This is a genomic window from Mesorhizobium zhangyense (genome assembly GCF_011045115.1).
Classification (GTDB): domain Bacteria; phylum Pseudomonadota; class Alphaproteobacteria; order Rhizobiales; family Rhizobiaceae; genus Mesorhizobium_M; species Mesorhizobium_M zhangyense.
This window is the reverse complement of sequence record NZ_JAAKZG010000008.1, coordinates 131,373-142,965: the sequence shown is the minus strand read 5'-3', so window position 1 is coordinate 142,965 and position 11,593 is coordinate 131,373. Positions and strand designations below refer to the sequence as shown.

Here is an 11,593-nt window from a genome sequence, read left to right as displayed (position 1 = left end):
TCCTCGTAGCCAATTTTCAGCCGGCATGTGTCCCAAAATAGACACCAAAGGTTGCAGCTTTACGAACTGTTTCCTTAACGTTCGGGACACGTCCCCAGCCTCAGTGGCCCGAGGTGAGCTTGAGGCCGGTCAGGCCGACGACGATCAGACCGACGCTGGCTATGCGGAAAAAGGTGGCCGGCTCGCTGAAGAAGACCAGCCCGACGATGAAGGCGCCGACCGCGCCGATGCCGGTCCAGATGGCGTAGGCGGTGCCGAGCGGCAGCGTTTTCATGGCCAGCGCGAGCAGCCATAGGCTGATGAGCATGGCAACAGCGGTGATGATGGAGGGGGTGAGTTTGGTGAAGCCTTCCGACTGCTTCAGGGTCGAGGCCCAGACGACCTCGAACAGCCCCGCAAAGAAAAGATAGACCCAGGCCATGATGATTTTTCCTTGTATTCGATGCCCGAAAGACTGGCATCGTTCAGTTAAAGAATGAAACATGAAGTACGAAAGGAATCGCAAGATCGCTGCCTGATCGTCGAAGAGTTTCAACGGGATCGACTGCAAAAGGTCGAGCCAGATGGCGCGGAAAAGCTGACCAGCGACAGGCACGCGCCAAGCGCGGCGGCGAATGGCCGGATGCTTGAAAAGGACAGTGGGTGTCATGCGCCATTACTTCGGTTCTCCGAAACAATGGGGCCGTCCCCGGATGATTTTGGAAGCGCAGGTCGTCCTGCAGGACCCTTATATGAGACCGCCCGCCCGAATGCCAAGGGACAAAAGGTCGCCACCCATGGGTAGGCAGATCACATCCGGCGGATCGGCGCGCCGAGTTGCAGGAAATCGCGCTCGCGGCAGGTGAGGATCAGGATCTGCTGGTTGGCTGCCGCCTTGTGCAGGATAAGGTGCATGCGCTCCAGCCGCGCCTCGTCGGTGTTGACCAGCGCGTCGTCCAGCACGATGCAGGATTCCTGGCCGGCCTCGCGCAGGATATCGGCGAGCGCAATGCGGGTGATGACGGCGATCTGCTCGCGCGCGCCGACGCTCAGGCCGCCGAAGGGCTCGGCCACGCCGTTGCGCACGACCTGATCGATCTCGAATGTCTCGTCGTGCAGCACGATATTGCTGTCCGCCTCGATCAACCGGAGATAGGGCGCAGAGCGTTCGCGCACCGGCGCCAGCCAAAGGTCCCGCATCTCGCGCTGCGCCTGCGACAGCGTGTTGAACAGAAGCCGCGCCGCCTCGGCTTCCAGCGTCATGGTCTTCAGGCGGGTTTCGCCAAGCGCAACCTGACCTTCCAACTGAGCAAGCTGCTCGCCAAGCCCGTCCTTGCCGAGCGCGCGCAAGGCCGCCTCGATCTCGCGCTTTTCGATGTCGAGCGCGGTGATATCCCTGCGGATCATCGTCTCGGCCTGCTCGGCCTGTCGCAAAGCGAGCTGCTTTGCTTCGGGATCGGCGTTGGCAAGTGCTGCACTTGCGGCCTGACGATCCTGATCGGCGGCCTGAAAAGCCTGCTGCTCGGCTGCGAGTTCATCTTCCAGCACCTGGTCGCCAGTGACCTGCCGTGCCGCCGACAATTCCTCGAGGCGTTTCCCGTATCGCTGGCCGGCGGCCGAGGCGCGCTCGTCGAGTACGGCCAGTTCGCGCCGCGCGGTCTCGGCGGCTGAGCGCCGCGCCCGGGCTTCGCTTTCCAGAACCGCAAGCCGGCCGCGTATTTCGTGGCTCTCGCGCTTTGCGCATTCGAGATCGCCGGGCTCAGCGCCGTCGACAGCCTCACCCGCACTCACCAGGACGGCATTGCGCGCCAGTTCCTGTTTCAACGCCTCGATGCCGCCGGGGGCGACGGCAGCCACTGTCCTGCCAAGATTGGCAGCTTCTGCGCGCGCATTTTCCTGAAGGCGAAGCGCATTGCGCGCAGCGATCAATTCGGCAAAGCCAAGCCGGCGCAGCGCCTGCTGGAATGCCGTTTCGGCAGTCTCCGCGGCGCGCATCAAGTCTTCCGTGCCGCCACGGGGATGAATGCCGACCTCGCCGTAACCTTCGAGGACGAGCCTTGCGTCTCGGGAAAGAACGAGTTCGCCGCTCGCAACCGGCTTGCCGTCTAGACGCACGGCCTGCGCAGCGTCGGGGTGGAGCGTGATGCGGACGCCGGCGGCCTCAAGCCTGACGCGGGCCTGATACAGATCCCGTTCAAGGCTTTCCAGCGCGGCGATGTCGTTCGCCGTCAGGCTGGTCGCGCTGGCAACCGCGCTCGCCTTTCGCCGGGCTGCGTCGGCATCCTCCGCAAGCTTCAACTGGCCGGTCAGGCGCTCGACCGCTTCGGTGGCCTGACGCCGCGCGATCGCCTGCTCCATGCGGCGCACGCGCCCGGCTGCCTCCTGTTCGGCCCTCGCGGCTTCGTTCAGGCACGCCGCCGTTTTGCTGGAAATCGCATCGAGCCGGGCGAGTTCGGTGCTTGTTTCGTTGCGCGCAGCATGGGCTGCGTCCATCTCCGACTTGTCGGCAGCCAGATCGGCGGCCAGCCTGCGCCGCGCCATGTTACGGGACATGGCGGCATCCAGCCTCAGCCGTGCCCGCTCCACGCCGCCCACGGCAGCCTGATGCTTTTCCTCCAGCTGGGCAACACGGGCTGCGGCCGCGCGGGCAGCGACCGCTTTCTGGATCGCCTGATTGAGCGTGTCGTCGCGCGTGTGCCGGGCAAGGATATTTTGCACCCCGGCCAGCCGCGAAACCTGGGCATCGTGCTCGGCCATCTGCTTTTGCAGCGTGGCAAACTGTTCGCGGTCGGCTTCAAGCTGCGCGGCAAGCGCCCGGAACTCTCCGCGCGGATTGTCGCGCTTGTCCCAGAAGCCGGACTTTCGTTCCTCCGAAGCGGCCAGCAGCGCACGCCCGCGTTCGCCGCCCGTCACCTGCCCGACTTCGCTTTCGAGCGCCGAGGCAAGATGATTGCGCCCGCTGCCGATGCCGAGCGCGCGATGCGAGGTGCCCTGCTCGACCCAGAGAAGGCCGAAAACACCATGATGTTCCAGCGGCTTCGATCCGCCCGAACCAGGCGGCGTGAAGCCGAACATTTCTGCCAGTTTTTCCTCGACGGCATCGCCCGTGTAGCGCTCGCCATTGCCGGCGAGCTCGGCCTCCGGGCGCTGGCAGAATGCCTTGCGCAACTGCCACGCCGCGCCGTTGCGCTCGAAGTCGAGGCGGATTTCGGGGCGGACCGACTGGTTGTAAGGCTGCATGGCGACGGCGGCGGCCCCACCGACGCGGTGGCGCTCGAACAGCACAGCGCGCAAGGCGGCGAGCAAGGTGGACTTGCCGGCCTCGTTGTCGCCGACGACCACATTGAGGCCGTCGCCGAGATCGTCGATGACGACATGGCCGAGCTTGCGGAAATCCGTGACCTCAATGCGGCGCAGCTTCATGTGCCGCTCATATGGTCGACATACATCATGCGCAGCGCGACGCGGGCGCTTGCTGCCGCGGGATTCGACGGATTGCCGGCCTGCGCCTTCAGCCGGTCGACCGCCAGCCGGACGAAGCCGGACGAATCCAGCGCGTCGAGATCGTCTTCCGTCGGCTCCTCGAACAGGCCCGCATCATCGATGTCGAGATGGTGGAAGCGGTGCTGCCAGGACGACAGTTCGGTGCCAAGGCGGTAGCGTTCCGCCAGGCTGACGCCGCCGCGCAAGGTGAGCGACACGACGCGGCGCGCGGCTTCGCTTTCGATCGAAGACAGCGCTTCGAGCGCTGCCTGGCAGGTGCCGTCGAGCAGCTGGGCTTCGAGCTGGTGCCATTGGTAATGGCCGACCGGGACCGTCTCGACGCGCTCGGGCGCATCGGGGCCATCGAGATCGACGATGTGAACCAGACCGGAACTGTTGGCACGGTGGCGGTCGGTTTCGGGCGTGCCGGAATACCAGGTTTTCGGCGCGATCTTCAGCGAGCCATGCCAGTCGCCAAGCGCCAGATAGGCGAGCCCTGCCGTCTGCGCCCGCGTTTCCGGGATTTCGTTGCTGGCTTCGGCAACACCGGGCAGGCGATTGGCGACGCTGCCATGGGCAAGGCCGACGCGGATCGCGCCCTCGGGTGTCGCGGCGGCGTCGAACCATTCGGTCTGGTCGAGCGATTCGCGACGGCGCGACAGCGGCCCGGGCAGGACGACGGCGCGGCCGTCCCAGCCTTCGATTGGCACTGGCTTGTCGGCAATGGTGATGTTGGCCTCCAGCCCCATCTGGCGCATGCGGCTCCAGACGCTGTGGGCAAGTGCTGCATCATGGTTGCCGGGCAGGAAAATCCAGCGGCCGGAAAAGGGTTTCAGCGCATCCAGCGTGCGCAGGATAGTGCGGTCCTGCACTTCGTTGCTGTCGAAAGCATCGCCCGCGACCAGCACGGCGTCGACGCCGCGTGTTGCGGCCAGCCTGGCGATGGTGCCGATGGTGGCGATGCGCTGGGCGCGCAGCTCCGCGCCGGCATCGCCCGGAACGTTGCCGAAGGGCTTGCCGATCTGCCAGTCCGCTGTGTGAAGGAATCTGAACGCCATGTGCGTCCTCGATAGCTGTCCTTGCGCAGGCTGTGCAAGAGGCGTCTCCGCCCATCACCAGCCCATTGCGGCGGCGCTCAGATTGGTATTATGTTGGTATTACTCTGGTATTATGGTGCAACGTGACGCTTCCCGGCATTTTTTCTCCTGACAAACTGAACCGGGACGATCCCGCGCCGGCCTATCGACGCCTGCAGACGCTGGTTTCCGAGGCAATCGCCTCGGGCGAGCTGAAGCCGGGTGCCGCGCTGCCTTCCGAGCGCGAGCTTGCCGTGCAGCTCGGCATTTCCCGGGTGACCGTGCGCAAGGCGATCGTCGGGCTGGTCGAAGACGGGCTGATCGTCCAGCGCCACGGCAGCGGCAACTATGTCGCCGGCGGACCGGAGCGGCTGGTGCAGAGCCTGAGCCAGCTCTACTCCTTCACCGAGGACATGAAGTCGCGCGGCAGGGAGGCCGGCACGCGCTGGCTGTCCCGCGAACGCGCGCAGGCCAATGCCGATGAGGCTGGTTTGCTCGGCATTGCCGAGGGCGAAATGGTGATCCGCCTGCGCCGCTTGCGACTGGCCGATGGCGAACCGATCGCGGTGGAATGGTCGCTGACGCCGGCCAGCGTGCTTGCCGACCCGCAAGATGTCGGCGCTTCGCTTTATGAAACATTCCGGGCGCGCGGCTACAAGCCGGCGCGGGCCGTGCAGCATTTCACCGCCATCAATGTCGACGCCGAGACGGCCAAGCTGCTGCAGATTCCCGTCGGATCGGCAGCGCTCGATATTCACAGAATCACGCGGCTGGAAGACGGCCGCATCGTCGAATCCAGCCGCTCGATCTTTCGTGGCGACGCCTACGACTTCGTCGCGGAACTGGGCATCGGAGCTTAGAATGAGACTTTCGAACGCTACCTCGCCCGGCATCGCGCCGGGGACTCTACCGGCTTTGCATTGCGTCAATGGGGCTTGCACATGAGCCGCTATTTTCTCGGCATCGACGCCGGCTCATCCGTAACCAAGGCTGCCGTCTTCGACGAGGCAGGCCGGCAGCTTGGCGCAGGCGCGCACCGCATCCGCCTGCAACGGCCGCATCCGGGCTGGTCGGAGATCGATCCGGCTTCGGCGTGGGAGGCGGCGACCGTGGCGGTCAAGGCGGCACTGAAGGACGCGGGCGTCACGGGCGCGGATATCGCTGCCGTGGGCCTGTCGGCTGCGATGGTCGGTGCCTGGCTGGTCGATGAGGCGGGCAATGCGCTGCGCCCCGGCATCATCTGGGAAGACAGCCGCGCGCAGGATTGGATGGAGCGCCGCGCGGCGGAAGTCCCGGACTTTTATCAGCGCATCTTCCAGTCGGATGGCTGCGTGGTACAGCAGGGCTGCACGCTGCCGCTTATGGCATGGCTGAAGGAGAACGAGCCGGAGGTTCTCGACCGCGCGGCGCACGTCTTCAGCTACAAGGATTTTCTGCGGCTGAAGCTGACCGGAAAGGTCGCCGCCGACCGCACCGAGGCGGCAGTCGCCCCCGGCAGCGCGCGCGACCGCGACCGCAGCGCCGAGATGCTCGAGCTATTCCAGGTTTCGGACCTCGCGCACAAACTGCCGCCGGTGGCCGATTCCGAAACCGTCGGCGGCTTCGTCACCGCTGAGGCGGCGGCGGCAACGGGTTTGGCCGAGCGTACGCCGGTGGCCATCGGTGCGGGCGATGTGCCGGCGACCGTGACCGGCGCGAGTGCGTTGGAAGCCGGCATGGCCATGGCCGTGCTCGGCACGACCTGCATGGTCGGCGTGGTTTCGGATCGTCCCGTCTTCACCCCGCCCGATCTCGGACTGCTGTTCACCCTGCCGGGCGAGACCTGGTACCGCGCCATGGTCAATGTCGCCGGCACGCTCAATCTCGATTGGGCGGTGGAGACGCTGCTGCCCGACCTGGCGAAGGAGCCGGACCTCTATGCCCGCATGGAAGCGATGATCGCGCCCATTCCGATCGGCAGCGAGGGTGTCGTTTATCTGCCCTATCTCAGCGAAAGCGGCATCATCGCGCCGGTGGTGAACCGCGAGGCGCGGGCCGGCTTCCACGGCCTTTCGCCCCGGCATGGCCGCCCGCATATGATCCGCGCGGTCTATGAGGGCGTGGCGCTGGCGCTGCGCGACCTTTTCCAGGATCTGGAAGGCGCGGGCCACGAAATACTGCTGACGGGCGGCGGCGCGCGCAGCCCGATGTGGACGCAGATGATCGCCGATTGCCTCGGCACGGCCGTGCTGGTGCCGGCCGGTACCGAGTTCGGCGCACGCGGTGCGGCCCTGCTTGCCGCCACCGCCATCGGACGTTTTTCATCGATCCGCGAAGCCTCGGTCTCGACGCGCGAAATCCAGCGCCGGCATGAACCGGACACTGCCGTCAAACCTGCCTGGGACAGCGCTTTTGTCACCTATCGTGCCCGTCGCGACGCTGCATTGGGGAAATAGGCGGCAAAGCACTTTACAGGATGCAAGAGAGTGGTGCATACCACTGGTAGCAATGGAATATACCGGTGCCCATGACGTCTATCGCCGCCGACCAGCAACCGCTCTACCAGCGCATCGCGAATGACTTCGCGGCGCGGATCGCGTCCGGCGCACTGAAGATTGGCGAAAGGCTGCCTTCGGAACGGCAGATGGCCGAGGACCTTGGCTACAGCCGCATGACGGCGCGGCAGGCACTGAAGGTTCTGGAGCGGCGCGGGCTGGTCGAGACTCGTACGGGCCGCGGAGCATTCGTTGCCCATCCGCAGATCGAGCAGCAGCTTTCGACGCTGAGCGGCTTCACCGAAGACATGCAGCGCGGCGGCCGTGTCGCCTCCTCGATCGTGCTGGATGCCGGCGTGGGTGCCGCCGATCTGGAGGCAGCAAACGCCCTTGGCATTGCCGAGCATGCGCCGGTGCACCGGCTGGTGCGCGTGCGCCTTGCCGATGCCGAGCCGGTCGGGCTCGAGCGCACCGAGATTCCCGCCGCCCTTGCGCCGAAACTGCTCGACCGCGCCGATTTCACCACGGACTCGCTCTACCGCGTGCTGCGCGAGGACTACGGCATCTATCCGAGCGAGGCCGAGCAGAGACTGTGGTCGGCGCATCCCGACGCATCGAGTGCGGCAGCACTTGGCATCTCGATGCAGAGTTCGGTTCTCGTCCTCACCCGCCGCACGCTCGATGCGACGCGACGCCCGATCGAATATGTCCGCTCGGTCTATCGCGGCGACTGTTTCGTGATGCGGGTCAATCTGACACTCGGAAAAGATGCATGACCAAGACGCCGCACGCCGCCGCCTATCTCGCCGACCTGACCGCGCGCACCGGCCGGCTGATCGAGGAAAACGCCGCGTCGATCGCGGCAGCGGCGGACGCGGTGGAGCGCACCGCCAAGGCCGACGGTCTGGTCTATATCTTCGGCACCGGCCACAGCCACACCATGGCCGAGGAGGCGCATTACCGCGCCGGCGGGCTGGCGCTGACCGTGCCGATCCTGTCCTCCACCACCATGGTGCATGAGGGTGCCGTTGCCGGCACCGTCTTCGAGCGCATGTCAGGCATCATCGCGCCGATCTTCGAGCGCTACCCGATGGGTCCGAACGATGTGCTGATCGTCGTCTCCAACAGCGGCGTCAACACCGCAACGGTGGAGGCCGCCCAGCTCGGCAAGGCGAAGGGCGCAACCGTCATCGCCATCACCTCCGAGGAATATTCCAGGCAGGCAGCCAATGGGCGCACACGGCTGGCCGACGTCGCCGACATCGTGCTCGACAATGGCGGGCCTCCCGGCGACGCCACGATGCAGGTGCCTGGCAGCGAATTGCGCGTCGGGCCGATCTCGACCTCGATCGGCGCGGCGCTGATGAACGCGGTGTTCGTCGAGGCCGCCGTGCGGCTGCAATCCGGCGGGATCAACGCGCCGATCTATCTCAGCGCCAACATGCCGGGCGCAAAAGAGGTCAATGCGGCTCTGATCGCCAAATACAGGCCGCGCAATCCACATCTTTGAGGAAATTCCGCGGACTCAAGGGGAGCCGCGAATTAATGGGAGACTACATGATGAAATTGACGAAATTTCTGACACTTGCCGGCTTTGCCGCAACGCTTATGACCGGCACCGCCTATGCCGCGCCGGTCGACCTGACGCTATGGCACATGGAGCAGCCACCGCACCGCGTGCAGCGTATGAAGGAACTGCTCGACGAGTTCAACGCCGCCCATCCCGACATCCAGGTCAAGCAGGAGCCGCAGAGCTGGGGCGAAGTCTATGCCAAGGCGCCCGCCGCTTTCGCAGCCGGCAACGGCCCGGACCTGCTCTTCACCATTCCCGATTTCACCACGGTGCTAAAGGGCATCGACGCGGTCGTGCCGGTTGACGATCTGGTCAAGGATCTCGACGCCAAGCACGGTTTTATCCCCGCGACGCTCGCACCCTACCAGTATGACGACCATGTCTGGGCAGTGCCTGCCTACAACATGGCGATCTCGCTGTGGTACCGCAACAGCGTGCTCAAGGCTGCCGGCGTCGAAGTGCCGAAGACCTGGAGCGAGTGGCAGGCCGCCGCCGAGAAGCTCAGCACCGACGGCAAATACGGCATCGGCCTTCCGGCCAACAAGCAGCTCTACACCGACCAGACCGTCTACAGCGTCATGGTCAACAGCGGCGCTGCCGACATCTACAAGGATGACGGCTCGATCGACTTCGACAAGCCGGCGACCGTCAACGCCTATGACTTCTACAGCAAGCTCGCCAAGCTTTCACCGGCCGACAACGGCTCGTGGACGTGGGGCGAGGCCGAGGCCTGCTTTGCCAGCAACACCTGCGGCATGATCCTGCAGTTCGGCGTCATCAACACCTATGACACGCAGGCCGAAGGCGATGCTGCCGATCTTGGCGTGGCACCCGTGCCGCATGCCGACGATCAGAGCGAATCGGCGACGATCTCTTACTCCAACGCGATCATGCTGACGACCAAGGACGAGGCCAAGCAGGCCGCCGCCAAGGTGTTCCTTGCCTGGCTGCTGGAGCCGGCTAACTATGGCCGCTTCCTGACCATGGAGCCGGGCCTGTTCCTGCCGGTGACCGATGACGGCGCCAAGGCGGACTCATTCTGGAACGACAAGACCGTGACCAAGTACAAGTCACAGGTCGAGACGATGGTTGCCAACTCGCATGCCGGCAAGCTGTTCGGCTTCACCACCGGCAAGGTGTTCCCGTCGATCGGCGCCATCTCGGCGCAGAACGTGATTGCCGAAACGCTGCAGCACATCGTGGTGGACGGGCAGACCGCAGCTGACGCCGTCAAGGGCGGCCAGGCACGCATGTCCGAAATCGCCAAGAAATAAGAAAGCGGCGGGGCGGGAACAGACACGATGAAGAACACCACATTGGCCTTCCTGTTCGTGTCGCCTGCCCTGCTGTTCCTGCTGGCCGTTCTCGGCTGGCCGCTGGTTCAGGCCGTCATCCTGAGTTTTCAGGATGTCGGCGTGATCGGCTCGCAAGGCCATTATGTCGGCCTTGCCAATTATGCCGCGATCCTCGGCGGCGCCGGCTTCTGGCGCGCGCTGGGCCGCAGTGTCGTCTGGGTGCTGGGCAATGCCGTGGTGCAGACGGCACTGGCGCTGGCGACAGCGCTGATCCTCAACCAGAAATTTCCCGGCGTCCGCATCGCCCGCACCTGGGTCATCCTGAGCTGGATCGTGCCGACGGTGGTCGTTGTCATTATCTGGCGCTGGCTGCTGTCGTCGTCGGGCGGCATGATCAACCCGTTGCTTATTCAAGCGGGCGTCATCGAGCGCCCGGTCGGCTTCTTCGCCACCCGCGAAAGCGCCATGACGACACTGATCCTGATCAATTCCTGGCGCTGGTTCCCCTTCACCGCGCTGATGATGCTGGCAGGCTTGACGCGCATCCCGAGCGATCTCTATGAGGCCGCGCGCATCGACGGTGCCGGCACTTTCCAGCGCTTCAAGCGCATCACCTGGCCGCTGCTTCAGCCGACGCTGCTGGTGCTTGGCGTCGTCGGCACGCTCCTGTCCTTCAACGTCTTCGATGTGATCTGGCTGCTGACTGCGGGCGGACCGGCGGGTGCCACGCAGACGCTGCCGGTGCTGATCTACGAGACCGCCTTCAAGGGATACCGGCTGAGCGAGGCGGCGACCGTCTCGGTGCTGACCAGCATCCTGCTGATGGGCTTCGCCTTCCTTGCCACGCGCGCCATGACTGCGCAGGAGGCCGCGCGATGAAACGCAGCTTCGGACAGTCGCTTTCGCTCTATGGCGGACTTTTGCTGATCGCGCTTCTGATCGTGCTGCCGTTCTGGTGGGTCATCAGCGGCTCGATCAAGCTGCCGCGCGAGATCATTCAGCGCGTGCCGACGATGATCCCGGAAAGCTTCACGCTGCAGCATTTCGAGAAGCTGCTGCAGGCGTCGGACTTCCCGGTTTATCTCATCAACAGCATCATCGTCGCCTCGTTCTCGATGGCGTTCACCGTGCTGCTGGCGCTGCCTGCGGCCTACGCTTTCTTCCGCATGGAATTTCCCGGCCGCAACGCGCTCTACCGCACGATCCTGCTCGCCTATGCCTTTCCCGGCGTCGTGGTGCTGATCCCGCTTTACGGCCTGTTCGCCAAGGTCGGGCTGATCGACAGTCCGGTGGCGCTGGTCATCGTCAATGTCGCCTTTGCCCTGCCCTTCTCGATCTGGATGATGCGCTCCTTCCTCGCCACCATCCCGCGCGAAATCGAGGAGGCGGCGGTGGTCGATGGCGCGCCGACGACCACCATCCTCGTGCGCATCTTGATGCCGCTGATCGCCCCGGGCATCGCCAGCGTGGCGATCTTCGCCTTCATCTCGTCGTGGACCGAATATCTGTTCGCCTCGGTGTTGATCGTGTCGGACGCGCGGCGCACCATTCCCGTCGGCTTTGCCGGCATCATCGGCCAGTATCAGATCGACTGGGGCCTGCTGCTTGCCGGCGCCACAGCCGCGATCATCCCGGTCGTCATCCTCTTCGCCCTCGTCGGCCGCTGGTTCGTTTCCGGCCTTACCGACGGCGCGGTCAAGTAAGTTGAAGGTA

General features: G+C 65.0%; 10 protein-coding genes. 7 read left to right on the top strand and 3 right to left on the bottom strand.

Annotated features, from left to right (window positions below; all coding sequences use genetic code 11):
• Positions 1–100: 100 nt before the first annotated feature.
• From sugE to G6N74_RS19295, 3 genes are all read right to left on the bottom strand, one after another.
• Positions 101–421, bottom strand: a complete 321-nt coding sequence (gene sugE / locus G6N74_RS19305; RefSeq protein WP_165119578.1) for a quaternary ammonium compound efflux SMR transporter SugE — start codon at positions 419–421, stop codon at positions 101–103.
• 368 nt (positions 422–789) lie between these two features.
• The gene (locus G6N74_RS19300; protein ID WP_165119577.1) at positions 790–3,402 is read right to left on the bottom strand and encodes an AAA family ATPase; all 2,613 of its coding nucleotides are present in this window, start codon (positions 3,400–3,402) and stop codon (positions 790–792) included.
• On the bottom strand, positions 3,399–4,520 hold the full coding sequence (locus G6N74_RS19295; protein ID WP_165119576.1) for a metallophosphoesterase family protein: 1,122 nt from the start codon (positions 4,518–4,520) through the stop codon (positions 3,399–3,401). Before G6N74_RS19295 ends, G6N74_RS19300 begins: the two co-directional genes overlap by 4 nt.
• Before the next feature lie 122 nt (positions 4,521–4,642).
• Here G6N74_RS19295 and G6N74_RS19290 point away from each other — a divergent pair, with 122 nt between their 5' ends.
• The 7 genes from G6N74_RS19290 (at position 4,643) to G6N74_RS19260 (ending at position 11,583) form a co-directional block, all read left to right on the top strand.
• On the top strand, positions 4,643–5,398 hold the full coding sequence (locus G6N74_RS19290) for a GntR family transcriptional regulator (RefSeq protein WP_165119575.1): 756 nt from the start codon (positions 4,643–4,645) through the stop codon (positions 5,396–5,398).
• A gap of 81 nt (positions 5,399–5,479) precedes the next feature.
• The gene (locus G6N74_RS19285; RefSeq protein WP_165119574.1) at positions 5,480–6,973 is read left to right on the top strand and encodes an FGGY-family carbohydrate kinase; all 1,494 of its coding nucleotides are present in this window, start codon (positions 5,480–5,482) and stop codon (positions 6,971–6,973) included.
• A 71-nt stretch (positions 6,974–7,044) separates the two neighbouring features.
• Positions 7,045–7,788, top strand: coding sequence for a GntR family transcriptional regulator (locus G6N74_RS19280; protein ID WP_246245825.1), 744 nt, complete (start codon positions 7,045–7,047; stop codon positions 7,786–7,788).
• Entirely contained in the window at positions 7,785–8,522 is a 738-nt protein-coding gene (locus G6N74_RS19275) for an SIS domain-containing protein (protein WP_165119572.1), read from the top strand. Before G6N74_RS19280 ends, G6N74_RS19275 begins: the two co-directional genes overlap by 4 nt.
• 47 nt (positions 8,523–8,569) lie before the next feature.
• Positions 8,570–9,859 (top strand): ABC transporter substrate-binding protein, encoded by a 1,290-nt coding sequence (locus tag G6N74_RS19270; protein WP_246245813.1) that lies wholly within the window; start codon positions 8,570–8,572, stop codon positions 9,857–9,859.
• Between the two features lie 27 nt (positions 9,860–9,886).
• Complete coding sequence (locus tag G6N74_RS19265; protein ID WP_165119571.1) at positions 9,887–10,759, top strand: carbohydrate ABC transporter permease; 873 nt, start codon at positions 9,887–9,889, stop codon at positions 10,757–10,759.
• Entirely contained in the window at positions 10,756–11,583 is an 828-nt protein-coding gene (locus tag G6N74_RS19260; protein ID WP_165119570.1) for a carbohydrate ABC transporter permease, read from the top strand. The genes G6N74_RS19265 and G6N74_RS19260 overlap by 4 nt, the downstream gene beginning before the upstream one ends.
• The last annotated feature ends 10 nt before the right edge of the window (positions 11,584–11,593 follow it).

Bases quoted from the DNA above. Each gene is read 5' to 3' on its own strand.
- sugE (WP_165119578.1), bottom strand. From the start codon at position 421: ATGGCCTGGGTCTATCTTTTCTTTGCGGGGCTGTTCGAGGTCGTCTGG.
- G6N74_RS19300 (WP_165119577.1), bottom strand. From the start codon at position 3,402: ATGAAGCTGCGCCGCATTGAGGTCACGGATTTCCGCAAGCTCGGCCAT.
- G6N74_RS19295 (WP_165119576.1), bottom strand. From the start codon at position 4,520: ATGGCGTTCAGATTCCTTCACACAGCGGACTGGCAGATCGGCAAGCCC.
- G6N74_RS19285 (WP_165119574.1), top strand. From the start codon at position 5,480: ATGAGCCGCTATTTTCTCGGCATCGACGCCGGCTCATCCGTAACCAAG.
- G6N74_RS19280 (WP_246245825.1), top strand. From the start codon at position 7,045: ATGACGTCTATCGCCGCCGACCAGCAACCGCTCTACCAGCGCATCGCG.
- G6N74_RS19275 (WP_165119572.1), top strand. From the start codon at position 7,785: ATGACCAAGACGCCGCACGCCGCCGCCTATCTCGCCGACCTGACCGCG.
- G6N74_RS19270 (WP_246245813.1), top strand. From the start codon at position 8,570: ATGATGAAATTGACGAAATTTCTGACACTTGCCGGCTTTGCCGCAACG.
- G6N74_RS19265 (WP_165119571.1), top strand. From the start codon at position 9,887: ATGAAGAACACCACATTGGCCTTCCTGTTCGTGTCGCCTGCCCTGCTG.
- G6N74_RS19260 (WP_165119570.1), top strand. From the start codon at position 10,756: ATGAAACGCAGCTTCGGACAGTCGCTTTCGCTCTATGGCGGACTTTTG.